We start from the raw sequence: 25197 nt of genomic DNA, 5'->3' as shown, positions 1-25197 counted from the left end.
TACCGGGCCGTCGTGCGGGTGCCCGTGCGGGCGGTGTCGCTACAGTGCCGCGTGCTCCGCGACGGTCGCCGTCAGGGTCTCGCCAGCGACGTCGATCCGGACGGTGTCGCCCGCGCCGGCCGCGCCGTCGACCACCAGGGTCGCGATGCAGTCGTCGACCTCGCGCTGGATGAGGCGGCGGAGCGGACGGGCGCCGTACTCCGGCTCGTAGCCGTGTTCGGCGAGCCAGTCGACCGCGGCGTCGGACACCGACAGGACCATGTCCTGCGCGACGAGCCGGAGCGCGGTGTCCTGCAGGAGCAGGGACACGATCGACGCGATCTGCGACCGGTCGAGCTTGCGGAACAGCACGATCTCGTCGATGCGGTTGATGAACTCGGGCCGCATCGCCTCGCGGAGCTTGCCCATCACGCGGGCCCGCAGGTCGTCCTCGGCGTACCCGTCGGTGGCGCCGACCGGCGCGAAGCCGAGCGCTCCCGAGCGGGAGGCCAGGAACTCCGAGCCGATGTTCGACGTCATGATGATGACGGTGTTCCGGAAGTCGACCGTCCGACCCTGTCCGTCGGTGAGCCGGCCGTCGTCGAGCACCTGCAGCAGCAGGTTGAAGACGTCCGGGTGGGCCTTCTCGACCTCGTCGAGCAGGATCACCGAGTACGGGTTGCGGCGGACCCGCTCGGTGAGCTGGCCGGCCTCGTCGTAGCCGACGTACCCGGGAGGGGCGCCGACCAGGCGGGACACCGTGTGGCGCTCGCCGAACTCGCTCATGTCGAAGCGGAGCATGGCGGACTCGTCACCGAACAGCGACGACGCGAGGGCCTTCGCGAGTTCGGTCTTGCCGACGCCCGTCGGGCCGAGGAACAGGAAGCTGCCGACCGGACGACGGGGGTCGCCCATGCCGGTCCGGCTGCGCCGCACCGCGGTCGCGATCGCCCGCACGGCGTCGTCCTGGCCGACGACGCGGTCGTGCAGCTCGGACTCGAGGGCGGCGAGCCGCGTCTTGTCGGCCGAACCGAGGCGGGTCACCGGGATGCCGGTGGCGCGTGACACCACGGCGGCGATGTCACCCTCCGTGATCGACGTGTCCGCGGATTCCGGACGGGAGGCGCGGGTGGCGTCCGCCGACGAGGCGGCGGTGATCCGGGCCTCCAGTCCGACGATCTCGTCGCGCAGGTCGGACGCTTCCTCGTAGTGCTCCTCGGCGACCGCGCGGTCCTTGCGGGCCGTCAGGTCGGTGACCTGGGCACGCAGGGCCTCGACGTCGACGTCGCCCGACAGGGCGAGGCGACGGCGTGCACCGGCCTGGTCGACGAGGTCGATGGCCTTGTCGGGCAGGTGCCGGTCGGTCACGTACCGGTGCGAGAGCTCGACGGCGGCGCGCAGTGCCTCGGGCGTGTAGACGACGCCGTGGTGCTCCTCGTAGCGCGGGACGAGGCCGGTCAGGATCGCGACGGCGTCCTCGACGGTCGGCTCCCCCACCGTGACGGGCTGGAAGCGGCGCTCGAGCGCGGCGTCCTTCTCGATCCGGCGGTACTCGTTCAGCGTCGTCGCACCGACCAGGTGCAGGTCGCCGCGGGCGAGCCGGGGCTTGAGGATGTTGCCGGCGTCCATCCCGCCGCCCTCACCGCCGCCGCCGGCGCCGACGACGGTGTGGAGCTCGTCGACGAAGACGATGAGTTCGTCGGCGTGCGCCGCGATCTCGTCCATCGCCTTCGTGAGGCGCTCCTCGAAGTCGCCGCGGAAGCGGGTGCCGGCGAGCATGCCGGGCAGGTCGAGCGCGACGACCCGCTTGCCCTGCAGCAGGGCGGGGACGTCACCGTCGACGATGCGCTGGGCGAGGCCCTCGACGATCGCGGTCTTGCCGACACCGGGCTCGCCGATCAGCACCGGGTTGTTCTTGGTGCGGCGGAGCAGGATCTCGACGGTCTGCTCGATCTCGTCGGCGCGGCCGATCACCGGGTCGACGTGCCCGTCGCGGGCACGGGCGGTGAGGTCGGTGCCGAACTGGTCGAGCGTCGGGGTGTCGCTGTCGGTGGCCTGGTCGGTGCCGACGGCATCGGGTGTTCCGGGGACGGGGCGCCCCTCTCTCGCGGCGGCGGCAGCCTGTGCCGCGTAGTCCTGCATGACCTGCGGGGTGATGCCGGCGCTGGCGAGCAGCTGCCCGGTCACGGTCTCCTGGTCCAACACGAGCGCGAAGAAGACGTGCTCGGGGTCGGTGTACGTGCTGCCGAAGCCGCGCGCGGCCTGCGTCGCCTCGACGAGGATGCGCTGTGCGGTGGCGGTCAGTGCCGGGCGACCGGACTGCTCGGCGAGCGGCTCGTGCGCCATCGGCAGGCGCTGCTCGATCTCGTCGGCGAGGCGCTCGGGGTCGACCCCGGCGGAGCGCACGACGGCGTCGAACGGTTCGGTGCGGACGAGCACGTGCAGGACGTGCAGTGCGTCGACCTCGCGCTGGCCCTGCGCGACCGCGTACTCGGCGGTGTGCTGGAGCAGCTCGTGGGTCCGGCGGCTGAGCAGCCGGGTGATGTCGACCGGTCGGCCGAACGCGCGGACGCGCTGCTGGTCACCGGTGCGCTGTGCCGCGAGCAGGCGGGCGAGGAACTCGTCGAACGAGTCGTTGCCGCCGGTCGGGCCGAACGTGTCTGGCAAAGGGACCTCCTGGGGAACTTGAGTGCCTTCGACTCAATGCAACGCAGGAGGGCCCGGGTCATTCCCGGGTGCGCGAGGAACTTGCGGCGACCCGACTCAGGTCCGGGCGATCGGCGCCGTGACGGCGTCGGTGACGCGCGCGAGGTCCGTCGGCGCGACCTCGATGTCGAACCCGCGGCGCCCGCCGGAGACGAAGATGCTCGCGTACGACAGCGCCGACTCGTCGAGCACGGTGCGCAGCCGGGTCTTCTGGCCGACCGGGCTGATGCCGCCGACGACGTAGCCGGTGCGCTTCTCGGCGAGGGCAGGATCCGCCAGCGTCGCCTTCTTGCCACCGACCGCGGCGGCGATCGCCTTGAGGTCGAGCCGGTTCGCCACCGGCACGATCGCCACGGCGAGGGCGCCGTCGACCGAGACGACGAGGGTCTTGAAGACCTGCTCCTCGCGCAGCCCGAGGGCGGCGGCGGCCTCTTCTCCGAAGTTGGTGGCGCTCTCGTGGTGCTCGTACACGTGCGGCGTCCAGGGGATCCCGGCCGCCTCGAGCGCGACGGTCGCTGGGGTGCTCGGCGAACCTGCGGTCATGTCGTGATCCTCCCCCGTGCGACCCGTCTGTCCGGCGCGGCACGCGGGCGCTACGCTGATCGCACCATGACCGTCCTCGCGTCGCTGCTGCGCATCCTCGCCGTGCTGGTCACCGGGTTCCCGGTGACCACGGCGTCCGGCGCGCCGGGCGTGGTGCCCGTGCTGACCGTCGCCGCGCTGGGCATCGCCGCGGTCGTGACCGCCGTCGTGCTCGCACGCGTGCTGCTCGCCGTGCTCGTGACGCTGCTCGCCGCCGGTACTGGGTCCGTCGTCACCAGAGCGGTCCCGGACCTCGTGACCCGCATCGCGTGGAGCCACCCGGACGCCGACGGACAGGTCCGCTCGCGGGCACCGGGAGTCGTCGCCACGGCCTGACCACCGATCGGTGGTCGGGCCGCACACGCCTCCCGCACCCACGATCGATCGGAACGTCATGGACCTGTCCACCCTGCCCCTCGTCGGCCCGCTGCTGCACGGCGGCGCCGACCTGCTCGCCGCCCTGACCGCGGCGCTCTCCCCCGTCACGGGGTCCTTCTCGGCCGCGCTCGCGGTCGTCCTCGTCACCATCGCGATCCGGGCCGCACTCGTGCCGCTCGCCGTCCTGCAGGTCCGCGCGGAACGCGACCGTCGTCGCCTCGCGCCCCTGCTCGCCGCCCTGCGGAAACGACACGGCAAGGACACCGCGGCGCTCCAGCGCGCGGTGCAGGAGCTCTACACGAACGAGAAGGTCTCGCCGCTGGCGGGCTGCCTGCCGGTGCTGGCCCAGGCGCCGGTGCTCTCGCTCGTCTACGCCCTGTTCTCGCACGGCAGCATCGGCGGCACCGCGAACGCCCTGCTCGAGGCCACGCTCGTCGGGGTCCCGCTCGGACACTCCCTGGTCGTGACCCTGACGTCGCCGCTGTGGGTGCACGCGTGGGTGGTCGTGCTGCTGCTGGCCGTGCTCGCGGTCGTCGTCGAACTGAGCCGGCGCGCGAACCTGCGGTGGAACCCGGTGTCCCCGGCGGAGCCCGGAGCGGCCGTCCCGGGGACGGCCGCCGCCGAGACCGTCGGTCGGGTCGCACCGTTCATCTCGGTGGTGTTCGCCGCGATCGCACCGCTCGCAGCAGCCCTCTACGTCGTCACCAGTGCGACGTGGACCGCCGCGGAGCGCGCCGTGCTCCGACGCGCGATCCGGTGACGCGTCAGCCGCCCTGCCCCTCCTGCTGCGGGCCCTGGTCGACGGGGTCGTAATCGGTGCCGCGACCCTGCTCCTCGTCGGCGGTCGGGACGTGGCGTTCGGTGCCGGACCCGCCGGGACTCGTCGCGACGTAGTCGGCCTCGCCGGACTGCGTGTCGTGGCTCAGCGGCTCGAGGGTCTCGGGGTCGACGTCGTGCCGGTCTGCTGGTTCGGTGCTCATGCGTCACGCCTACTCCCTCGTTCTGGGTGCGCGCACCCGCACGGACGGTGCCACGATGGACCCACGTCCGGCAGAGCGGGAGTGCGCATGGACCACGACGACGTGGATGCGGAACGGGCACGGCTCGAGGCCGTCGCCTGGGGAGCGGGTTCGACCCCGGAGGCCGCGGCGCGCGCCCGGATCGCGCTGGCGGACCTCGAGCGCGGGCGCGGTCGCGGTGGCGGGCACCGGTCAGGAGGCCCGACCGCGGTCAGCGGACAGCCCGCCTCGTCGACGCGGCCGGGTCGGGCGCCGCGGTCCGGTGGCGTGGGCACCTCCGGCTGGGCACGAGCGTTCGGCGCCGGGTCGGCAGCGACCACGCCCGACGGGGCCGGGACGGACGCACGGCTCGGGTCGGCTGGCCCCGGCCCCGGCCCCGGCCCTCGCCCGACCTCGGAGAGCGGTCTGGACACGGCCGCGCGTCCGGACGAGTCCGCGGGTGCGGGCCCGGGTTCGGGTTCGGGTTCGGGTGCAGGTTCGAGGACTCCAGCGGGCCCGGGCCCGGGAACCGTCACCGGTGTCGTCCGGGCTCCGGACACGACCTCGGGTCCCGGTCCGGGCGCAGGCCCGGGCACGGCGGGACCTCCTGGCGTGACGGCGGACCCCGGAGTGCCGACTGGTCCGGCTTCGGGCCCGTGGCCTCGCCGGGCCGCGGGTCGGGACCCGGCGCCACGCGCGGCCATGCACTCCGCAGCACCCTCGGCAGCCGCGTCGGGCGACGGAGCATCCGCGTCGTGGTCGACCTCGCACGAGGCACCCGGCACGACGTCGGAGCCGAACGCCGGCGACCGGGCCGGCCACGGTGCCGGACCCGACCACGCTGCCGAGGTGGGCGGCGACGGCGGAGGTGCGCCGGGCCTCCCGACCGGACCGCAGCCGGTGCCCCGGTGGCGCACGGCGCTGTTCAGTGCGCGGCCCCGCCTGTGGATCGCGCTCGGTGCGGCCGCGGCGATCGGGGTCGTCTTCGCGGCGGGCACGCTCGTCGGGACCTCGTTGCCGGAGGTGCCGGCAGCGCCGTCGATCACGCCGACCGCCGGGACCGTGACGCTCGAGGAGCTCCTCGACATGCCGCAGACGTTCGCCGACCAGCTGCCCGGGCCGGTCGAGGCGCCGGTGAGCCTGCACACGACCCGACTCGTCTTCACGAACCGGGCGCTCGACGGCGGGTCGTTCGAGACGCCGTGGAACGTCTGGGCCGGGGTCGGGACGGACCGGTCGACGATCTGCCTCGTGGCGACGGCGGACCGGATCGAGTCGACCTCCGCCTGCTTCCCCCGCGAGGCGGCGCTGCACGGGTCGGTGTCGATGTCCGCGCAGTCGATGAGCGGGACCCTGACGATCGCGCTCCGCGGTGGCGGGGTACAGGGTCGGGTGACGAACGAGTACTGATCCGGGGCCGTGCGCGCCGGGCGTGTTCGCTCTTCGCTGACAAACGTTGGAGCGCTCCCAGAAATCACCCGGAGGCCCTCGCCAGGGTCCGTCGAGCGTGCAAGACTGGATCAGCGCACTCGCCGTGGAGTCGTACCCACATCATCCACACCAGCAGCGAGCGCGCCCCGCAGATCCCCGGTCACACGCCGTCCCCGACGGCGTCGTCGCGCGTTCCGCCGTTCCCCGGAGGAGGTCAGCATCGTGTCCACCAACACCACCACCTCGGCCGTGTCGACGAACACGCGGCCGATCACCGTCACCAGCCAGTCGATCGTCGGCATCGCCGTGCTCGGCCTGGCGACGTTCTTCGCCATCACCACCGAGCTCATGCCGGTCGGGCTGCTCGGCACCATGAGCGCCGACCTCGGCGTCTCCGAGGCGACGATGGGCATCGTCGTCACCGTGTACGCCGCCGCCGTGGCGATCCTGGCGCTGCCGCTCACCGCGTTCACCGCGAAGCTGCCGCGCAAGACCGTGCTCGTCGCGACCCTCGTCGGCTACACGGTCTCGAACCTGATGATCGCGTTCGCGCCGTCGTTCGCGGTCGTCTGCGCCGGCCGCGTCGTCGGCGGCATCGCCCACGCCCTGTTCTTCTCGGTGGCCTCGGCCTACGCGACGCGCATCGTGCCGCCGCGTCTGGCCGGTCGGGCGATCGCGTTCGTGTACTCCGGCAGTTCGCTGGGCTTCGTGCTCGGCGTCCCGGTCGCCACCTTCGTCGCGCAGCACATCGGCTGGCGCCCCGCCGTGTTCTCCGTCGCCGTCGCCGCCGCGGTGCTCGCCGCCGTCGCACTGCTCTTCCTGCCGGCGGTCAGCGGCGCAGCGTCGCCGCACATCGGTTCGCCGAAGGCCTGGGCCCGCACCGGACTCCTCTCCGTCGTCGTCGCCGACCTGCTGCTCTTCGCCGGGCACTACGTCGTCTACACGTACATCGGCCCGTACGCCATCGACGCCGGGCTCGACGCCTCCCTGGTCAGCGGCGCGCTGCTCGTGCTCGGCGGCACCGGCGTCGTCGGGCTCTGGCTCGCCGGCATGTTCGTCGACCGGGCACCGCGGCAGACCCTCGTCGTCGCCGTCGCCACGATGGCGGTCGCCTTCGCCGCCCTGCCGTTCGTGCACGGTTCGCTGGTCGGCACGATGGTCGTCGCCGGCGTCTGGATGGCCGCGAACGGCACCACCGGCACGCTCTTCATGGCAGCCGCGATCCGCTCGGGCGGGGTCTCCCCCGACATCGCCGGCGCCCTCGTCAACGGCGCGTCGAACATCGGCATCGCCGGCGGCGCCGCCATCGGCGGGCAGGCGCTCGGACTCGTCGGGCTGCAGTACCTGCCGTTCGCCGGTGCCGCAGTGCTCGTCGGCTCGCTCGGAGTCGTGCTCGCGGCCCGGCGCGGGTTCCCGGTGCACTCGCACCACCAGGAGCACCTGTCCACGTCGTCGCTCGAGGCGATCACGTCCTCGCTCGCGGTGGTCACCACGTCGGTCCCCGTCGTCAGCCGGGCGATCCAGACCGTCACTGGGTCGATCGGCATCGCGACCGGCTCGATCCGGACGCAGCGGCGGAGCTCCGAGCTGAGCTGAGGGCGGCTGGTCGGGCTCGGGCCGGGGCGTCGAGGTCGCGAAATGTGCGGCATCCCGGCGCTCGAAGCGGCACGAAGTGCGACCTCGAAGGTCCGGTCGCGGCGTGTCCTGCGACGTCGTACGCCGGACGGCCCACGGGTGCGCCCGCTGCACGGCCCGTGCGCCCGCGGCACTGAGGTCGCAGAACGTGCCGCATCCCCGCGCTTGAAGCGGCACGAAGAGCGACCTCGACGGTCCGGTCGCGGCGCGTCGTGCGAGCTCGCGCCCCTCGGTCCTGCGACCTCGCAGCACCGCCGCCCCACCGCACACGACGGAGGGCGGGCCGGCACCAGCCGACCCGCCCTTCGTTCGTGCGCGCTCAGTCCTGCAGGTGCGACCGGCGGCGGTTGCGCACCGCACGGAAGGTCAGCAGCCCAGCGCCGAGGAGCACGAGCACCCCGGCAGCGATGAGGCCCGGCGTCAGGTCGGCGCCGGTGTAGGCCAGTGGCCCTCCGTTCGCGGCGTCGGACGGGTCGTCCACGGGGATGTTCGCCGAGCCGCCCGGGACCGTCGGCGTGGCCGAGGGCACGGGCGCGGCGGTCGCGCTCGGCGACGGGTTCGTCGGCGGGGTCGTCTCGGCGGCCGGCACCACGAAGGCGAGCGGGGTCGCCGAGCCGGTGTCCGGCGTGACGATCGTCTCGGGCTCGACGCCGTCGACGTCGAGGGCGATCTCGTAGGTCGTGGTCGGTGCCAGGCCGGTGAGGTCGAACGCACCGTCGGCGTCGGTGACCACGGTGACCGGGCCACCGGCGTCGTCCTCCTCCGGGGTCGCGACGACCGTCACAGCATCGACGGGCTCGCCGTTCGTGTCCGTGACGGTGCCGGGCTGGTCGATCGTGATGACCGCCGGCTCGGCGGGCGACTCGAAGGGCAGGTCGGAGTCGACCGTGTCCCCGACGCCCGCGGTCACGCCGGTGTTCGTGGTGTCGCCGGTCGCACCGGGCACGGGGACCGTCGTGCGGACGGTGTAGGTGCCGGCGACGGTGGCGAAGGTGTAGCGGCCGTCCGCGTCCGTCGTGGTCGAACCGACGACCGCGCCCGTCGCGTCGAGGAGCTCGACGACCTGGCCGGCCTCGACCGGGGCCTCGTCGAGGGTCACGCGACCCGTGACCGTCGCGATGACCGACGGCGGGGCGGTGATCGCGTCGGTCGGCACCACCGGCACGCCGGCGTCACCGGTGTCCACCGTCGTGGGGTCGGCCTCCGAACCGACGACCGAGACGTCGACCGCCGCGTCGGCCGGCAGGTCGGAGACCACGTAGACGCCGTCGGTGTTCGTCGTGGTCATGACCGGATCGCCGTTCGGCACGTCGACGACGACGGGGACGTTCGAGGCCGGGTTGCCGGCTTCGTCCTCGACGGTGCCGATGATCGAGGTCGTGTCCGCGGGCGAGGTGAAGGCGAAGTTCCTGACCTCATCGGACCCTCCGGGAACACCATCCTTCGCCAACGACACGCCGGTCGCGACGCCGCTACCGTCCGCCCCTGGTGGCTCTGCGACCTCCACTCGGTAGTTCGCGATGACCGGCAGGAACGGGAACGCGTACTTCCCATCAGCGTCGGTAGTCGTCGTGTAGACGGTGCCGCGCGGAGCCGTTGCAGTCACGGTTGCGCCAGGGATCGGTGTTCCATCGAGCTTCACTACCCCGGAGATTGCAGCGGTCCGGCTCGCGAACCACGTTTGATAGACCGGAAAGCCGCTGCGCTGTTGGTACGCGATCGTCAGGCTGGTGAGGGACACCGTCGGGGTGAACCAACCTGTGGCGCCCGCAGTGTCGTTCGCCGCGGCGTTCCCCGTGAGCGTCCGGGTGCCTGCATCCCAAGTGGGGTTGTCCTGACCCGTTGTTCCGTCCGGATCGGGCGAGCACGACCAACCGACTTGGCCGGGGAGGGAACACGAATTGTAGGAGCCCTGGTAGCCAAGCTGGTCGGCGGTCGCCGCGGCACCGCCCTGCACCGTGGCCGAGATCGTGACCTGGTCGGCGTCGATGTCTCCGAGGACGATCGACCAGCTCTCGGCGCCGGGGGTCGGCTCAGCGAACGTGTAGACAGTCGTCGACGCGCTCTGTGCGTTCGGGCGGTCGACGTTCGGCCGCTGGTTCATGTACGTCTGGCCCCGACTTGTGCCGTAGGCCGCCCCTGCAGGCGTGTCCGCCGACTGCCACGTCGACGCCCCGCTGACCACGGTCGACTGCCGCGAGTTCGACGTGAACGTGGTCTCCGGGAACCCGGCCAGGGTCATCGTGCCGGTGTAGTCCTTGCTCGCCCCGCTCAGGGTGAACGTGCCCCAGTCCCCCGCCGGGTCGGCGGACGCCGTCGTGGCACCACCGATCGCCAGCCCCGTGCCGAGTGCGAGGGTGGTCAACCCCGCCGTGATGGTGCGCCAGCGCCGCATCGGTACTCCCCTGGTGTCCGCGACGGCCCGCCCGACGCTCGGCCAGGCTAACCACGGCGTCCGACGCTCGTCCGGTGCGTTGTCACATCGTGATGCGGTCGAGCAGCGGCACCTGCCCGGCGACGAGCAGGTCGCGGGCTGCGTCGAGCCCCACCCACCGTGCGTCGTCGACCTCCGGCACGTCGACGAACCGCCCGGATCCGCGCGGCAGCTCGAGCCGCACCGTGTTGCTCCGCACCGTCGGGACGTCGAAGCCACGAGGTGCGGGTGCCGAGAAGACCCGGACGCGCTTGCCGGACGCCTGCCGCACCTCGCCGAGGTCGGTCACGTCGTCCGCACGGACCGGAGCGCGGACGCCGAGCTCCTCGCGGAACTCGCGGAACGCGGTCGCGAGCGGCTCCTCGTCGCCCTCGACGAGTCCCTTCGGCACCGACCACGCCCGTGGCCGGTTCCGCCAGAAGGACCCGCCCATGTGCACGAGGAACACCTCGGGCCCGGTCGGTCCGGCCCGGTGCAGCAACAGTCCGGCGCTCACCACCACGTCCGCGACCCTACCGACCGGTCGGCCGGGAGGCCCGGATCACCGCCGCCGGACCGCCCGCGTCCGACGACGCGCGGCTCCGGCGTCGCGCGGGTCGGGCGTCGCGCGGGTCGGGTGTCAACCGGCGAGGGCGCCGATGACGGTCGCCAGACGGTCGGTCAGGTACGCGACCCCGCGGCCGTTCGGGTGCAGCGCGCCCGCCTCGAGGTCGATGCGGCGCAGGTCGCCGGTGCCGGTCAGGGTGACGCCGGCGACGTAGCGGTCGTCACGGGCGGCGCACGCGGAGTGCCCCGCGGTGTCCGCGAGCACGTCGACGAAGCGGACCCCGGCGGCGTCGGCCGCCGTGCGGGACACCTCGTTCAGCTGCTCCTGCACGTCGTGCAGGTAGGCGACGTCCCGGTCGGTGAAGGGGAACGTGTCCGACGGGAACGAGCCCGTCAGCGACCCGAGGTCGAGCGCCGACCGGAAGCACCCCTTCGCCGGGGTGTGCTCGGCGTCGGGGAAGATCGCGGGGTACCCGAGGAACACCACGACGGCGTTCGGCGCCGCCCGTCGCACGGCGGCCAGGGTGTCGGCGACGCCGAGCGCGACCCGGGACTGGATCGTCACACCGAGCTGGTCGACGCCGTCCCGCACCAGGCTGCTCGCGCACGACGGCGCGTCCCGGCCGGAGAACACCGGACCGTGCGCCGAGAGCGCCAGGCACGAGGCCGCGGTGCCGAACAGGTCCGCGTCGTTGCCGCCGATGGTCAGGGTGACGAGCCGGGTGCGGGTGGACAGTGCCTCGATCTGCGGCGGGACACCGGCGAACTGGTGTCCGGAGACGACGTCGGTGCTCGTGGCACCGGCGCACGTGACGTCGGTCAGGGCGAGCCCGAACCGCGCGGCCAGCCGGTGCGGGTAGTCCCGCGCCGACTGGACGCACGCGGTCGTCGGCAGACCGGTGAGCGGGCGGAGACCGTACGCGGCGGAGTAGGAGTCCCCGAGCGCGACGTACTCGCTGCCCGGCGGCAGGTCCGCGAGCGGCTCGGCCGGGTCCGACGTCACCGGGTACGGCTGCGGCACCGGCCACATCGGGGCGGCCGACGCAGCGGTGCCGACGCCCGGTGCCGCCCCGGTGACGACCAGGCCGACGACGCTGAGCGCGGACAGCACCGCGAGCAGCGTCCTGGTGGAGCGGAGCAGTTGCGGCCTCCGGGCGGGTCGGGATCGGGACGTGCGGGACGGGTCCGGGTCAGCGGCGTCCGAGACGACGCTCGCCACCGCTGCCCGTGCGGTACTCGAGGCCGTAGTGCTGGTACAGCACCGGCTCGGTCTCCGCCTCGAGCTGCCCGTCGGTCGGGATCGACGGAGCGTCCTTGACGAGCTTCTTCGGGAAGGTCACGCGCAGGTGCTTCGGCGTCACGGTCGCGCCGACGAGCGGCACGAACAGGAGCTTCTGGAAGCCGACCATGCCGGTCGTCAGCGCACCGAACGACGCCTCGGACGTCGCCGTGTCGTAGTAGATGCTCTCGAGCGTGCCGACCTTGTCGTCCGCCTCGTCGACGACCGGCAGGCCGATCCAGTCTCGGATGTCCGCAGCTTCGAACACGGGTGCTCCCTCCGAGCCCCCGGCGGGTCCGGGTGGCTCTCGGTCGACGCTACAGGCCGGTCGGCTGAGCGGTCACCCGGCTGACCCCGAGCCGGTCGACGGCGTCCAGCACGTCGGCCGCCTGCACGGCGAGGATCGCCGGGTCCGGGTCCTCGGCGAAGACGTCGCCGCGCCGGACCGACGCGTCGGTCAGGACGATGTGCGGGCCGGAGGCCGGCGGGCCCCACGCCTCGGGCGGTGCCGGGCCGAACAGCACGACCGAGGGGACGCCGTAGGCGGTCGCGAGGTGCGCCGCCCCGGTGTCCACCGTGACGACGACGCGGGCGGCGGCGACCACGCCGGCGAAGTCCTGCAGTTCCAGGGAACCTGCCAGCACCGCCTCCGGCGCCAGCCCGGCCCCGTCGGCGACGGCAGCTGCGCGTTCGACGTCAGCCGAGCCTCCCGTCAGGACGACGTCGAGGCCGCGGTCGCGGAGTCCGCGCACCACCTCGGCGAAGCGGTCCGTCGGCCAGTGCCGGGCACCGTGGAAGGCACCCACGTGCACGACGGCGCCGTCCGCGGCGGCCGGCGGGGCCGCCGGACGGTCGATCGCGACGTCGTCGGCGTCGGCGGGGATCCCGTGCCAGGTGAGCAGGTCCGCCCACCGGTCGCGCTCGTGCACGCCCTCGGGCCACTCCGGTCCGTCGTAGCCGTGCGTCGGGTCGGCGTGCCCGATGACGCGACGGGGTGCGAGCGCGGCGATCAGGTCGGACGACTCCGGGCCGGCGCCGTGCAGGTTGACGGCGACGTCGACGGTCCCGGTCGGGACGGCGATCGGGTGGTCGAGTCCGTGCTGGGCGAGGTGCACGTCCACGCCGGACACGAGCTCGACGACGGGCGCGAGCCAGGCCGTCGTCGCGAGCGTGATGCGGTGGTCCGGGAAGGCACGACGCAGCGCCCGCAGCGCGGGGACGGCGACGAGCAGGTCGCCGAGCTTGATGGCACGGAGGACGAGGAGTTCGGGGCGGCCGTCGGACGGCGGCAGGCTCTCGAGGGCGGTCACCGCCGCGATGGTAGACGGCAACGCCTGGTGCACCGCGGAGCGACCGCGTTCCCTGGCTGTTCCTGGGGCACTGCACTGGTGGTCGTCGGTACGCCGGAGTCATGCCCCTCGATCCGGACCGCACCGTGCGCGGCCTGCTCTTCGACCGCGACGACACCATCGTCGTGGACGTCCCCTACAATGCCGACCCGCACCTCGTGGTGCCCGTGCCCGGTGCCCGCCGCGCCGTCGAGCGCGCCCGTGCCGCCGGCCTGGCGGTCGGCGTCGTCACGAACCAGTCGGTCGTCGCCAAGGGCATGGCGACCCGTGACCAGGTCGACGCGACGAACGCCCGCGTCGACGAGCTCGTCGGTCCGTTCGACGTCTGGTGCGTCTGCCCGCACGACGCCGGCGACGACTGCGTGTGCCGCAAGCCGCGGCCGGGGATGGTGCTCGAGGCCGCGGAGCGTCTCGGCCTGCCGCCGGAGTCCCTCGTGGTCGTCGGCGACATCGGCGCCGACGTCGGAGCGGCCGAGGCGGCCGGTGCCCAGGGCGTCCTCGTGCCGACCCCGCGCACCCGGCAGCAGGAGGTGGACGCCGCGACCACCGTGGCCGGCGGACTCGACGAGGCCGTCGCCCTCGTGATCGCCCGCGCGGCCACCCGGCTCGCCGGTCCGGACGTCGCGGCGGCACGGGCGTGAGCCGGCCGCGCGTCCTCGTCGCCCGGCTCGACTCGTTCGGCGACGTGCTCGTCGCGGGCCCGGCCGTCCGTGCCGTCGCCGCCCGGGCCGCGCACGTCACGATGCTGTGCGGACCGCAGGGCGCGCCCGCCGGCGGTCTGCTGCCGGGCGTCGACAGCCTGCGGGTATGGGCGGCGCCGTGGGTGACCGAGACCGCACGCCCGATCGACGACGCGGTCCTCGCCGAGTTCCGCGCGCTCGTCGCCGAGGAACGCCCCGACGAGGCCGTCGTGCTGACGTCCTTCCACCAGTCCCCGCTGCCGCTCGCCGTGCTGCTGCGGCTGGCCGGTGTGCCCCGGGTGTCCGGTGCGTCCGTGGACCACCCCGGCTCGCTGCTCGACGTGCGCCTGCGCCCGGGCGAGGACCTGCCGGAGGAGATCCCCGAGCCCGAGCGCGCGCTGCGGATCGCGGACGCCGCCGGGTTCCCGCTGCCCGCGGGCGACGACGGCCGGCTCGCGGTGCTGACCGACGCGACCCTGCCCGACGCCGTCGCCGCGCTCGACCGGTACGTCGTCGTGCACCCGGGGGCCAGCGTCCCTGCACGGTCCTGGCCGGAGTCCCACCACCGGGCGCTCGTGGCCGCCTACGCCGAGCGCGGCGTCCCCGTCGTCGTGACCGGCTCACCGGGCGAACGCGCCCTCACCGCCGCCGTCGCCGGGGAGACCGGCATCGACCTCGGCGGTCGCACGAGTCCGGCGGAGCTCGCCGCCGTCCTGGCGGGCGCCGAAGTGGTCGTCGTCGGCAACACCGGGCCGGCCCACCTCGCCGCCGCGGTCGGTGCCTCGATCGTCAGCCTGTTCTCCCCCGTCGTGCCCGCGGCGAAGTGGGCGCCGTACGCACCGCACGTCGAACTGCTCGGCGACCAGGGTGCGGCGTGCCGCCTCAGCCGCGCCCGCGAGTGCCCCGTCCCCGGGCACCCGTGCCTGTCCACGGTGCGCGTCGAGGACGTCCTGGAAGCGCACGATCGGCTGCTCCTCCGCGCTTGACGGATGGACCGGAGAAGTCTGCGGGGCAGCCCAGAAGCCAGTGCGTAGCGTCCGGCGAAGGCCCGGTCCGCGTCCCGAGTCCTCCGGACGGACGCTCGCGGGCCCTCACGACCCTCTCGACCCGAACGGAAGCACGCATGCGGATCCTCGTCTGGCACGTCCACGGCGGCTGGATGGACGCCTTCGTCCGCGGACAGCACGAGTACCTCATCCCGACCACCCCGGCCCGGGACGGCTGGGGCCTCGGCCGCGGCGGCCGAGCCTGGCCCGACAACGCGATCGAGATCGACCCGGCCGACGTCGCCGACGCCGAGGTCGACGTCGTCGTCCTCCAGCGCACCGAGGAGTACGACGAGGCCCGTCGCCTGCTCGGCGGCCGCGACGTGCCGATGGTCTTCGTCGAGCACAACGCGCCCCGCGTCGACGTGCCGAACAGCCTGCACCCGTTCCGCGACCGTGACGACCTGACGATCGCGCACGTGACGCACTGGAACGCGCTCATGTGGGACTGCGGGAACACCCGCACCACCGTCGTCGAGCACGGCGTCGTCGACCCGGGCCCGCTGTACTCCGGCACGCTCGACCGACTCGGCGTCGTCATCAACGAACCCGTCCGCCGCAACCGCGTCGTCGGCACCGACCTGCTCCCCCGGTTCGCGGCCGTCGCACCGGTCGACGTCTGGGGCATGGGCGCCGAGCGCCTGCCCGAGCTCGGCTTCGGCGACCGCGTGGTCGCGCTGGGCGACGTGCCGAGCGACCCGATGCACGCCGCGCTCGCGGAGCGTCGTGCCTACGTGCACCCGAACCGGTGGACCTCGCTCGGCCTGTCGCTCATCGAGGCCATGCACATGGCGATGCCCGTGCTGGTGCTCGCCACCACGGACGCCGCCAGGACCGTGCCCCCGGAAGCCGGGGCGGTCTCGACCGACGTCGAGGACCTGGTACGCGCCGCGGCCGTGCTGCTCGACGACCCGGACGAGGCCCGACGCCGGGGCGCGGTCGCGCGCGCGGCCGCCCTCGCCCGCCACGGACTCGGTCGCTTCACCGCCGACTGGGACGACCTGCTCGACGACGCCGTCGACCGGGCGGCACGACGGAACCGCGCGACGGGAGCCGCGCTCGAAGGGAGCCTGCGATGAGGATCGCGATGGTGTCCGAGCACGCGAGTCCGCTCGCCGTGCTCGGCGGAGTGGACGCCGGCGGGCAGAACGTGCACGTCGCCGAGCTGTCCGGGGCACTCGCCGACCGTGGCCACCAGGTCACGGTGTACACGCGGCGCGACGACGCCGAGCAGCCCGTCCGGGTGCTCCTGCGTCCGGGCGTCGAGGTCGTGCACGTCGACGCCGGGCCCGCCCGACACGTGCCGAAGGACGACCTGTTCCCCTACATGGGCACGTTCGCGGCGGTGCTCGCCGCCGAGTGGTTCGTCGACCGTCCGGACGTCGTGCACACCCACTTCTGGATGTCCGGGCACGCGGCCCTCGAGGCCGTCACGCAGGTGCAGACCCGCACCGGCGGCGTCCGCATCCCGGTCGTGCACACCTTCCACGCCCTCGGCGTCGTCAAGCGGCGCCACCAGGGGTCGGCGGACACGAGCCCCGACGAGCGCGAGTGGGTCGAGCCGGCCGTCGGCCGCACCGTCGACCAGGTCATCGCGACCTGCTCCGACGAGGCCTTCGAGCTGAAGACCCTCGGCGTGCCGCTGCAGCGCATCTCCGTCGTGCCGTGCGGCGTCGACACCACCCTGTTCCGGCCGGACGGCCCCGTCGAGGCACGCGGCCGCGCCCTGCGGGTGCTCACCGCGTCGCGTCTCGTGCAGCGCAAGGGCGTCGGCACGACCATCGCCGCGATCGCCGAACTCGTCCACCAGGGCCGCGACGTCGAGCTCGTCGTCGTCGGCGGTGCCGGTGTCGCCGGTGCCGACCTGGTCGACGACCCGGAGTACCAGCGGCTCGACGCCCTGGCCCGCTCGCTCGGCATCCGCGACCACGTGTCCTTCCGCGGGCAGCTCGGCCAGCACGACATGCCCGAGGTCTACCGCAGCGCCGACGTCGTCGTGTGCGCCCCCTGGTACGAGCCGTTCGGCATCGTGCCGCTCGAGGCCATGGCCTGCGGACGCCCGGTCGTCGCCTCGAGCGTCGGCGGCCTCATCGACACCGTCGTCGAGGACCGCACCGGCCTGCACGTCCCGCCGCGCGACGAGGCCGCGGTCGCCGCCGCCGTCGGTGCGCTGCTCGACGACCCGGAGCGCCGCGAGGCCTACGGCCGCGCCGGACGGGAGCGTGCCGAGTCGCGCTACACCTGGCAGAAGGTCGCCGCCGACAGCGAGCGCGTCTACGAGCGGCTCCTCGCCGGGGCCGTCCCCGCCGCGACCGCACCCACCACGGCCGCACGCACGCGTGCGACCGGATCCCCCACCCACGCCGGCCGGGTCGCCCGTGCCGCACAGCCGACGGAGCGGAGCGCACGATGACCATCGACCAGCAGACCGGGATCGACGAGCAGACGACCACCGCGAGCGGACGCGCGGTGCTCGACCACATCGCCGCGTCGGTCCCCGTGATCGCGTCGCTCGTCGACCACCACGGCCACATCGCCGACTGGGCCGACGACATCGCCGCGCGACTCGTCGCCGGCCGTCGCCTGCTCGCCGCGGGCAACGGCGGGTCCGCCGCCGAGGCGCAGCACCTGACCTCCGAGCTCACCGGCCGCTTCGACGGTGACCGGCCAGCCTACTCGGCGATCTCCCTGCACGCCGAGACCTCAGCCGTGACCGCGATCGGCAACGACTACGGCTTCGACCAGGTGTTCGCCCGCCAGGTGTCGGCGCACGCCCGCGCCGGCGACGTCGTCGTCCTGCTCACCACGAGCGGGAAGAGCCCGAACCTGCTCCGCGCCGCCGAGGCCGCCCGCGCCGTCGGGGCCCGGACCATCGCCATGACAGGTCCCCGCCCGAACCCCCTCGCCGACGCCGTCGACGACGTCATCGCCATCGAGGGGCCGTCCGCACACGTGCAGGAGGCCCAACTCGTGCTCGTGCACGCCCTGTGCCGGGCCATGGAGCCCGCGCTGCGCCGAGGCGGCCGCCGATGAGCGCCCGGTCGGTCCAGCCGGCTCGGACGCTCCGCATCGCCGTCGTCGGCGACACGCTGCTCGACGTCGACGTCTCCGGCACGAGCGAACGGCTCAGCCCCGACGCCCCGGTGCCCGTGGTCGACGTGACGACCGACGATCGCCGCGCCGGTGGGGCCGGTCTCGTCGCGACGATGCTCGCGCGGGACGGCCACGACGTCACCCTGGTCACCGTGCTCAGCGACGACATCCGCGCGCAGGAGATCCGCGACCTGCTGCCGGACGTCACGATCGTCGAGGGTCCGTCGGGTGCACCGACGCCGGTCAAGACCCGCGTGCGCGTCGTCGACCACGCCCTCGTCCGCATCGACGAGGGCTGCGCGACCCCGCCCGTGCCGGACGTCACCGACGCGATGACCGCGGTACTCGACACCGTCGACGCCGTCGTCGTCGCCGACTACGGTCGCGGCGTCGCGTCGGCCGAGGCCATGCGCGCCGCACTGACCGCCACCGCGTCGCGCATCCCCGTCGTGTGGGACCCGCACCCGAAGGGCGCGGCACCGGTCCGCGGGGTCGCCGTCGCCACGCCGAACGCCTCGGAGGCGCGCCGGTTCACCGACCTGCCGGGTGAGGGCGTGCCCTTCGCCACCGTCGCCGCCGCGACCCTCGTCGAGCGCTGGGGCGCCGGCGCGGTCGCCGTGACGCTCGGCGACCGCGGCGCGATCGTCGCCGACGACCGGTCCGGCAGCCGCTTCGTGCCCGCACCCTCCGTCACCGCCGGCGACCCGTGCGGCGCCGGCGACCGGCTCGCCGCCGGCGTCGCCGTGGCGCTCGCCTCCGGTCTCGACGTCGCCGACGCCGTGACCGCGGGTGTCGAGGCGGCCTCGGAGTACCTGGCCGCCGGCGGCGTCACCGCGCTCTTCGCCGACGCCGGCCCGGCACCGATCGCCGTGCCCGGTGCGGACCGCGACGCCCTCCGCGTCGTGCACGACGTCCGGAGCGCCGGCGGCACCGTCGTCGCGACCGGCGGCTGCTTCGACCTGCTGCACGCCGGACACGCCCGCACGCTGTCCGCGGCGCGGGCGCTCGGCGACTGCCTCGTGGTCTGCCTGAACTCCGACGACTCGGTCCGAGCGCTGAAGGGCCCCGACCGGCCGATCATGACCCAGGACGACCGGGTCGAGCTCCTCCTCGCCCTGGACTGCGTCGACGCCGTCGTGGTGTTCGACGAGCAGACCCCGGACGAGGCCCTGCGCCGCTTCCGCCCCGACGTCTGGGCGAAGGGCGGCGACTACACCGCGGCCGAACTGCCCGAGTCGGCGACGCTCGCCGAGTGGGGCGGGCGCGTCGTCACCGTGCCGTTCCACCCGGGTCGCTCGACGACCCGGCTGGCAGCGGCCCTCGAACACGTCGGCTGACCGACACCTCCCCGCCGGTCCGCCGGCGGAACCGCACGACGTCACTGCACCACGTCCCCACGAAGTCCTGATGCAAAGGAACCACATGCCCGTCCCCACCACCCCGATCGGCCGCGTCCTCGTCACCGGCGGCGCCTCCGGACTCGGCGCCGCGGTCGTCGCGGCCGTCACCGAGGCCGGCGGCACCCCGATCGTGCTCGACCTGCGCGTCGACGCGGTCGCCGACGGCGTCGACGCCGTCGCGGTCGACGTCTCCGACACCGAGGCCGTCGAGCAGGCCGTCCGGGACGCCGCCGAGCGCCACGGCGGCCTCGACGCGGTCGTCACCGCCGCGGGCATCGACACCCCCGCACCGATCGACGCCATCTCGTCGGGCAAGTGGGAGCAGATCGTCGCGGTCAACCTCATCGGCACCGCCTCGGTCGTGCGCGCCGCACTGCCCGCGCTCGAGGCCACCCACGGCCGCGTCGTGACCGTCTCGTCGTCGCTCGCCCTGCGCGGCGTCGGCCACGGCACCGCCTACTCCGCGTCGAAGTTCGGCGTGCGCGGCTTCTCGCAGGCCCTCGCCGCCGAGACCGCGGGCCGCATCGGCGTCACGAACGTCATCCCCGCCGGCATGCGGACGAACTTCTTCGCCGACCGCACCGAGCAGTACAAGCCGGGCCCGGACGCCCAGCTCATCGAGCCGGAGTACGTCGCCAACTCGATCATCTTCGCCCTGTCGCAGCCGGCCGGCTGCGAGATCCGCGAGCTCTCGATCATGCCCGCCACGGAGCCGAGCTGGCCGTAGGCCCCTCGCCCCACGCGAACGCGACAGGACCCCGCGGATCTCCCGCGGGGTCCTGTCGCGTTCGCACTCGTGTTCGGGCGGCCGACCGTGGCCGGCCGCGCCGTCAATGCCGCCGGAGCGACGGATCCCGTGCCGCCGCGCGCGACCACCCCGCCAACGCGACAGATCCGCGCGGAACGTTCGCAGGGATCTGTCGCTTTGGCGACCGCCGGGCGGGAGGCACGGTGCCGGACGGGCGCCGCGCCTCCCGCCCGGCAGGCGGACGCGACCACCCCGGGGAAGCGACAGATCCCGCCCCACCGCGCACGACCGCCCCGGCAAAGCGACAGGCCTGCGTGGAACGTTCGCTTGGAACTGTCGCTTCCCTGACCGCCAGGCGGGAGGCACGGTGCCGGACGGGCGCCGCGCCTCCTGCCCGGCAGGCGGGCCCCACCACCCCGGGGAAGCGACAGATCCGCCCCGCCGCACGGGACCACCCCGGCAAAGCGACAAACTTACGTGGAACGTTCACGTGGAACTGTCGCTTTGGCGACCGCCGGGCGGGAGGGACGGTGCCGGACGGGCGCCGTGCCTCCCGCCCGGCAGGCGGACGCGACCACCCCGGGGAAGCGACAGATCTCGTCGCGCCGCACGGGACCACCCCGGCACAGCGACAGACCTGCGTGGAACATTCGCGTGCAACTGTCGCTTTCGCGACCACCCCGCCGAAGCGACAGTTCCCGACTGCCCGCGCGAGACCGCCCCACCGAAGCGACAGATCCGCGCGGAACGTTCGCAGCAATCTGTCGCTTTCGCGGGCAAGCCCCCGCCCCCGCCCTCAGAGCGTGCGCAACAGGTCAGCGACGTCCTCGATGACGGCCTCGGGTCGGACCTCGTCGACGTAGGACGGGTCGTGCTCGCAGCGCTCCGCGGTCCAGCCGACCTGGGTGACGTCGATGCCGCAGACCGGGCAGCGCGTGACGTAGGACATGTGCACGCGGTGGCGGCCTCGGTCGATCGGGCCGGCGTTCACGACGTTGCCGAACCAGAAGACGCCGACGGTGGGTGTCCCGACCGCGACGGCGAGGTGGCGCGGGCCGGAGTCGTCGCCGACCATGACGTCGGCGGCGGCGAGGACGGCGGGCAGCTCGCGCAGGGGCAACGACCCGGTCAGGTCGTGGACGCGGTCCTCGCCGACGGCGCGGCGGATGGCCTCGGCGGCCGGGACGTCGCTGGCGTCGCCCACGAGCACGACGTCGTCGCCGGCCTCGAGGCGGGCGCGCACGACCGCGGCGAAGTGGTCCGGGCTCCAGCGGCGGCGCGGGTCGGTCGCGCCGGGGTGGACGGCGACCAGCCGGCCGGCGACGCCGAGCCGGGTGCGCACGGCGGCGCGTTCGGCCTCGGTGACGTGCACGCGCGGGTCGAGGGTGACCGGCTCGGCGCCGGCGAGCGAGGCGACCTCGAGCCCCCGCACCACCTCGTGCTGGTAGTAGACGTAGCGGACCCAGCGCTCCAGGACCTCGGCGTCCTCGGTGGCGGTGCCGACGGTGTGCCGGGCGCCGAGCCGCAGCAGGAACGGGTTCGAGTTCCGCCCGCCGCCGTGGAGCTGCACGGCCAGGTCGAAGCGTCCGTGCAGCCGCGCGGTGAAGTCCTCGAGGGACGGGGCGTCGTCGCCGGCGTCCCGGACGCCGGGCGAGACCGGGAGCTCCTCGAAGGCGTGCACGGCGTCGGTCCGGCCCTCGAGCACGGCGGGCGCGACCGGGGTGCTCAGCAGGGTGATCCGGGCGGCCGGGTACGCCGCGGCCAGGGCCTCGAGCGCCGGGACGGCGAACATGAGGTCCCCCAGTCCTCCGCCGCGGAGCACCGCGATCTCCTCGACACCCTCGAACCGTTTTCCGCCCACACCGATCTGTTGCACGCTTCCCGTCTACCGGTCGGGACCCGGTCGAACGCCCAGTCCGGTGCCCGGATGGTCGAGAAGCGCGATGCCGAGACCACACCCAGCGACTTCCGGGCACCGTGAGAGGCCCGCCCGTCCCCGGAAGGACCCCATGACGATCGCACCCCCCGCCGCCGCAGCCGAGCTCGTGGTGATCGACCCGGTCGACGGCTCCGTCGCCTCGAACCACCCCCGCTCGTCCGACGAGGACGTCCGGAACGCGGTCGCCCGCGCCCGGGCGGCTGCACCCGCGTGGGCCCGCACCGCACCGGCGGAACGCGGTGCCCTGCTGCGTGCGGCGGCCGAGCACGTCCGCGCGCACGCGCAGGAGCTTGCCGACCTGAACACCCGCGAGACCGGCAAGGTCCCCGGGGACGCGCTCGGCGGCGTCGAGGCCGGCGTCGGCACGCTCGTGCAGTACGCCGAGCTCGGGCCGGTGCACCGCGGCGAGGCGCTCCGCGGCGGCTTCGGTGCCGCCGACTGGGCGGTCCCGCACCCCCGCGGCGTCGTCCTCGCGCTCACCCCGTGGAACGACCCGGTGGCCGTGGCGTGCGGCATCCTCGGTGCAGCGATCGTCACCGGCAACACCGTCGTGCACAAGGGCAGCGAGCGCTCCCCCGCGACCATCGCCCGGCTGAACGCCCTGCTCGCCGAGGTCCTGCCCGACGGCGTGCTCGTCGGTGTCGATGGCGACGGTGCGACCGGTGAGCTGCTCCTCGAGCAGGACGGCATCGACGTGTACGCGCACGTCGGTTCCACCGCGACCGGCGACCGGCTCAGCGAGGTCGCACTGCGCACCCGCGCCCACGTCGTGCGCGAGAACGGCGGCAACGACGCGGTCGTCGTCGACGCCGACGTCGACCCGGCCTGGGCCGCGGCTCAGGTCGCGCTCGGTGCCTTCGCGAACACCGGCCAGATCTGCACGAGCGTCGAGCGCGTGTACGTGCACCGTGACGTCGCCGAGCCGTTCGTGGCGGCGCTCGTCGCCGAGGCCGACCGTCGCACCGCTGCTCCGGCCGTGACCTACGGGCCGCTCGTCGACGACCGGCTCCGGCAGACCGTGCAGTCACACGTCGACGACGCCCGGCAGCAGGGCGCGACCGTCCTGACCGGCGGTGTCACGCCCGGCGGCCCCGGCACCTTCTACCCGGCCACCGTGCTGACCGACTGCACCGACGACATGCTCGTGATGACCGAGGAGACCTTCGGTCCGATCGCCCCCGTCCGTGTCGTCGACGACTTCGACGAGGGCCTGCGCCTCGCCGCGACCGACCGCTACGGCCTGGCGGCGACCGTGCTCACCAACGACACCGGGCACGCCCTCCGCGCGGCGGCGGAGCTGCCCGTCGGCACCGTCAAGGTGAACGCCGTCTTCGGCGGGGCCCCCGGAGGCAGCGCGCAGCCGCGCGGGGCCTCGGGCGCCGGGTTCGGCTACGGCCCGCACCTGCTCGACGAGATGACCACGATGACCGTCGTGCACCTGGAACCGGCCCAGCCGCGCACCGCCGGCGGTGCCGCGTGAGCACCGACGTGCGGCTCGTCCGCGACTTCGTGGCGACCGTCGACGACCGCGAGCCGCTCGTCGTCGTGATCGGCGACTGCATCCTCGACCGGTGGACCGTCGGCGAAGCGGAGCGCGTCTCGCGCGAGGCCCCTGCCCCCGTCGTGCGGGTCACCGAGACCATCGCGGTGCCGGGCGGCGCGGCGAACACCGCCGTCAACGCCCGCGCGCTCGGCGCCCGCGTCCGCATGGTCGGGCTCGTCGGCGACGACGAGGCCGGCGACGTGCTGCGCGAGCGGCTCGAGACCGCCGGTGTCGACACGGCGTTCCTCGTCGTCATCCCCGGTGCCCGCACCACGACCAAGTCGCGCGTGGTCGGCGGCGACCGCGTCGTCGTCCGCGTCGACGACCTCGCCCGCACCCCCACCGACGACCACCAGGCGCAGCTCGCCGACGCCGTCGCCCGAGCCGTGCGTTCGGCGGACGCCGCGGTGGTCTGCGACTACGGCCTCGGCGTCCGCGCCGAGGACATCGTCCCCGTGCTCGACCGCGACCGGCCGGACGCCGTCGTCGTGGACGCCCACGACCTCACCCGCTGGGCGGGGCTGCACCCCGACCTGGTGACGCCGAACGCCGGCGAGGCCGCGTCGCTCCTCGGCCGCGACCTCGGCACCGGCACCGACCGGGTCGCCGCCGTCCTCGACGCCCGCGACGACGTGTTCGCCCGGACCGGCGCCCGCAACGCCGTCGTGACGCTGGACCGGGACGGCACCGTGCTGCTCGAGCCGGGCAGCGACCGCGGCTTCCGCACCCGGGCCGTCCCCGCCTCCGAGCAGCAGGCGTCCGGCGCCGGCGACACGTTCTGCGCCACCGCGACGGTGGCCCTGGCCGTCCACGCACCGGTCCGCGACGCGGTCGCGGTCGCGCAGGCCGCCGCCGACGTCGTCGTGCGCGAGGCCGGCACCTCGGTGTGCAGCGCCGCAGCCCTGCTCGAGTCCGTCACGGCACCCGCCGCCACGGTCGTCGACCACGACGAGCTCGCCATCGCCGTCGAGGCCGCCCGAGCCGCCGGCCGCCGGGTCGTCTTCACGAACGGCTGCTTCGACGTCGTGCACCGCGGGCACACCACGTACCTGCGGCAGGCCCGTGACCTCGGCGACCTGCTCGTCGTCGCGCTCAACGATGACGACTCGGTGCGCCGTCTGAAGGGTCCGGAGCGGCCGATCAACACGGCCGAGGACCGCGCCGGCGTGCTCGCCGCGCTCGCGTGCGTCGACCTGGTGACGGTGTTCCCGACGGACACGCCGATCCCCCTCATCGAGCGCCTGCGTCCGGACGTCTACGTCAAGGGCGGCGACTACTCGCCGGAGATGCTCAGCGAGACCGAGGTCGTGCGCGGGTACGGCGGCGAGGTCGTGATGGTCGACTACGTCGCCGAGCACTCCACGACCGCCGTGGTGCGCCGCATCCGCGAGGCCGCGGCCCGACCCGAACCGGACCCGGCACCGTGACCGC

The 25197-nt window shown here is 74.3% G+C and carries 22 protein-coding genes; 13 read left to right on the top strand and 9 right to left on the bottom strand.

Annotation, left to right across the window (positions count from 1 at the left end; genetic code table 11):
* Positions 1-39 precede the first annotated feature (39 nt).
* Both BIU94_RS05930 and ybaK read right to left on the bottom strand, forming a co-directional pair.
* Positions 40-2646, bottom strand: coding sequence for an ATP-dependent Clp protease ATP-binding subunit (locus tag BIU94_RS05930; RefSeq protein ID WP_071255322.1), 2607 nt, complete (start codon positions 2644-2646; stop codon positions 40-42).
* Positions 2647-2742: 96 nt separating this feature from the next.
* Entirely contained in the window at positions 2743-3228 is a 486-nt protein-coding gene (ybaK, locus tag BIU94_RS05925) for a Cys-tRNA(Pro) deacylase (protein WP_071255320.1), read from the bottom strand.
* A gap of 66 nt (positions 3229-3294) precedes the next feature.
* Between ybaK and BIU94_RS05920 the strand changes: the two genes are divergently transcribed.
* Positions 3295-3603, top strand: coding sequence for a hypothetical protein (locus BIU94_RS05920; RefSeq protein ID WP_071255317.1), 309 nt, complete (start codon positions 3295-3297; stop codon positions 3601-3603).
* A gap of 58 nt (positions 3604-3661) precedes the next feature.
* Positions 3662-4405, top strand: coding sequence for a membrane protein insertase YidC (locus BIU94_RS05915; RefSeq protein WP_071255315.1), 744 nt, complete (start codon positions 3662-3664; stop codon positions 4403-4405).
* A 4-nt stretch (positions 4406-4409) separates the two neighbouring features.
* On the opposite strand, the gene BIU94_RS05910 is transcribed toward BIU94_RS05915, so the two are convergent.
* The gene (locus BIU94_RS05910) at positions 4410-4625 is read right to left on the bottom strand and encodes a hypothetical protein (RefSeq protein ID WP_071255311.1); all 216 of its coding nucleotides are present in this window, start codon (positions 4623-4625) and stop codon (positions 4410-4412) included.
* A 720-nt stretch (positions 4626-5345) separates the two neighbouring features.
* On the opposite strand from BIU94_RS05910, the gene BIU94_RS05905 reads away from it, so the two are divergent.
* Both BIU94_RS05905 and BIU94_RS05900 read left to right on the top strand, forming a co-directional pair.
* Positions 5346-6053: a hypothetical protein gene (locus BIU94_RS05905; protein WP_071255308.1), complete on the top strand. Its 708-nt coding sequence runs from the start codon at positions 5346-5348 to the stop codon at positions 6051-6053.
* Between the two features lie 243 nt (positions 6054-6296).
* Entirely contained in the window at positions 6297-7670 is a 1374-nt protein-coding gene (locus BIU94_RS05900; RefSeq protein WP_071255305.1) for an MFS transporter, read from the top strand.
* Between the two features lie 358 nt (positions 7671-8028).
* On the opposite strand, the gene BIU94_RS17010 is transcribed toward BIU94_RS05900, so the two are convergent.
* The 5 genes from BIU94_RS17010 to BIU94_RS05875 form a co-directional block, all read right to left on the bottom strand.
* Positions 8029-10074: a collagen binding domain-containing protein gene (locus BIU94_RS17010; protein ID WP_175472110.1), complete on the bottom strand. Its 2046-nt coding sequence runs from the start codon at positions 10072-10074 to the stop codon at positions 8029-8031.
* Positions 10075-10186: 112 nt separating this feature from the next.
* Entirely contained in the window at positions 10187-10645 is a 459-nt protein-coding gene (locus BIU94_RS05890) for an NUDIX domain-containing protein (RefSeq protein WP_071255299.1), read from the bottom strand.
* A gap of 117 nt (positions 10646-10762) precedes the next feature.
* Positions 10763-11800: an SGNH/GDSL hydrolase family protein gene (locus tag BIU94_RS05885; RefSeq protein WP_071255292.1), complete on the bottom strand. Its 1038-nt coding sequence runs from the start codon at positions 11798-11800 to the stop codon at positions 10763-10765.
* Between the two features lie 79 nt (positions 11801-11879).
* Positions 11880-12236, bottom strand: a complete 357-nt coding sequence (locus BIU94_RS05880) for a PRC-barrel domain-containing protein (protein ID WP_071255290.1) — start codon at positions 12234-12236, stop codon at positions 11880-11882.
* A 49-nt stretch (positions 12237-12285) separates the two neighbouring features.
* Positions 12286-13278 carry a glycosyltransferase family 9 protein gene (locus BIU94_RS05875; protein WP_071256337.1) on the bottom strand — a complete coding sequence of 331 codons (993 nt, stop codon included), beginning with the start codon at positions 13276-13278 and terminating at the stop codon, positions 12286-12288.
* Between the two features lie 101 nt (positions 13279-13379).
* Here BIU94_RS05875 and BIU94_RS05870 point away from each other — a divergent pair, with 101 nt between their 5' ends.
* The 7 genes from BIU94_RS05870 (at position 13380) to BIU94_RS05840 (ending at position 20263) form a co-directional block, all read left to right on the top strand.
* Positions 13380-13958: an HAD-IIIA family hydrolase gene (locus BIU94_RS05870; protein ID WP_071255287.1), complete on the top strand. Its 579-nt coding sequence runs from the start codon at positions 13380-13382 to the stop codon at positions 13956-13958.
* A complete protein-coding gene (locus BIU94_RS05865) occupies positions 13955-14983 on the top strand; it encodes a glycosyltransferase family 9 protein (protein WP_071255285.1) in 1029 nt (342 codons plus the stop codon). Before BIU94_RS05870 ends, BIU94_RS05865 begins: the two co-directional genes overlap by 4 nt.
* Before the next feature lie 137 nt (positions 14984-15120).
* Complete coding sequence (locus BIU94_RS05860) at positions 15121-16122, top strand: glycosyltransferase (protein ID WP_071255282.1); 1002 nt, start codon at positions 15121-15123, stop codon at positions 16120-16122.
* Positions 16119-17456, top strand: a complete 1338-nt coding sequence (locus BIU94_RS05855; protein WP_071255280.1) for a glycosyltransferase — start codon at positions 16119-16121, stop codon at positions 17454-17456. Before BIU94_RS05860 ends, BIU94_RS05855 begins: the two co-directional genes overlap by 4 nt.
* The gene (locus tag BIU94_RS05850) at positions 17453-18076 is read left to right on the top strand and encodes an SIS domain-containing protein (protein ID WP_071255278.1); all 624 of its coding nucleotides are present in this window, start codon (positions 17453-17455) and stop codon (positions 18074-18076) included. The genes BIU94_RS05855 and BIU94_RS05850 overlap by 4 nt, the downstream gene beginning before the upstream one ends.
* Positions 18073-19473, top strand: a complete 1401-nt coding sequence (locus tag BIU94_RS05845) for a PfkB family carbohydrate kinase (RefSeq protein ID WP_071255275.1) — start codon at positions 18073-18075, stop codon at positions 19471-19473. Before BIU94_RS05850 ends, BIU94_RS05845 begins: the two co-directional genes overlap by 4 nt.
* An 85-nt stretch (positions 19474-19558) precedes the next feature.
* Positions 19559-20263, top strand: coding sequence for an SDR family oxidoreductase (locus BIU94_RS05840; protein WP_071255273.1), 705 nt, complete (start codon positions 19559-19561; stop codon positions 20261-20263).
* A gap of 817 nt (positions 20264-21080) precedes the next feature.
* On the opposite strand, the gene BIU94_RS05835 is transcribed toward BIU94_RS05840, so the two are convergent.
* The gene (locus BIU94_RS05835) at positions 21081-22160 is read right to left on the bottom strand and encodes a glycosyltransferase family 9 protein (RefSeq protein WP_071255271.1); all 1080 of its coding nucleotides are present in this window, start codon (positions 22158-22160) and stop codon (positions 21081-21083) included.
* A gap of 133 nt (positions 22161-22293) precedes the next feature.
* Between BIU94_RS05835 and BIU94_RS05830 the strand changes: the two genes are divergently transcribed.
* Together BIU94_RS05830 and rfaE2 are read left to right on the top strand one after the other, a co-directional pair.
* A complete protein-coding gene (locus BIU94_RS05830) occupies positions 22294-23703 on the top strand; it encodes an aldehyde dehydrogenase (RefSeq protein ID WP_071255270.1) in 1410 nt (469 codons plus the stop codon).
* Positions 23700-25193 carry a D-glycero-beta-D-manno-heptose 1-phosphate adenylyltransferase gene (rfaE2, locus tag BIU94_RS05825; protein ID WP_071255269.1) on the top strand — a complete coding sequence of 498 codons (1494 nt, stop codon included), beginning with the start codon at positions 23700-23702 and terminating at the stop codon, positions 25191-25193. Before BIU94_RS05830 ends, rfaE2 begins: the two co-directional genes overlap by 4 nt.
* The last annotated feature ends 4 nt before the right edge of the window (positions 25194-25197 follow it).

Source organism: Curtobacterium sp. MMLR14_006, from assembly GCF_001864985.1.
Taxonomy (GTDB): Bacteria; Actinomycetota; Actinomycetes; order Actinomycetales; family Microbacteriaceae; genus Curtobacterium.
This window is presented reverse-complemented; position numbering and strand designations above follow the sequence as displayed.

Bases quoted from the DNA above. Each gene is read 5' to 3' on its own strand.
- BIU94_RS05915 (WP_071255315.1), top strand. From the start codon at position 3,662: ATGGACCTGTCCACCCTGCCCCTCGTCGGCCCGCTGCTGCACGGCGGC.
- BIU94_RS05845 (WP_071255275.1), top strand. From the start codon at position 18,073: ATGAGCGCCCGGTCGGTCCAGCCGGCTCGGACGCTCCGCATCGCCGTC.
- BIU94_RS05905 (WP_071255308.1), top strand. From the start codon at position 5,346: ATGCACTCCGCAGCACCCTCGGCAGCCGCGTCGGGCGACGGAGCATCC.
- BIU94_RS05830 (WP_071255270.1), top strand. From the start codon at position 22,294: ATGACGATCGCACCCCCCGCCGCCGCAGCCGAGCTCGTGGTGATCGAC.
- BIU94_RS05855 (WP_071255280.1), top strand. From the start codon at position 16,119: ATGAGGATCGCGATGGTGTCCGAGCACGCGAGTCCGCTCGCCGTGCTC.
- ybaK (WP_071255320.1), bottom strand. From the start codon at position 3,228: ATGACCGCAGGTTCGCCGAGCACCCCAGCGACCGTCGCGCTCGAGGCG.
- BIU94_RS05910 (WP_071255311.1), bottom strand. From the start codon at position 4,625: ATGAGCACCGAACCAGCAGACCGGCACGACGTCGACCCCGAGACCCTC.
- BIU94_RS05860 (WP_071255282.1), top strand. From the start codon at position 15,121: ATGCGGATCCTCGTCTGGCACGTCCACGGCGGCTGGATGGACGCCTTC.
- BIU94_RS05850 (WP_071255278.1), top strand. From the start codon at position 17,453: ATGACCATCGACCAGCAGACCGGGATCGACGAGCAGACGACCACCGCG.
- BIU94_RS05840 (WP_071255273.1), top strand. From the start codon at position 19,559: ATGCCCGTCCCCACCACCCCGATCGGCCGCGTCCTCGTCACCGGCGGC.
- BIU94_RS05870 (WP_071255287.1), top strand. From the start codon at position 13,380: ATGCCCCTCGATCCGGACCGCACCGTGCGCGGCCTGCTCTTCGACCGC.
- BIU94_RS05920 (WP_071255317.1), top strand. From the start codon at position 3,295: ATGACCGTCCTCGCGTCGCTGCTGCGCATCCTCGCCGTGCTGGTCACC.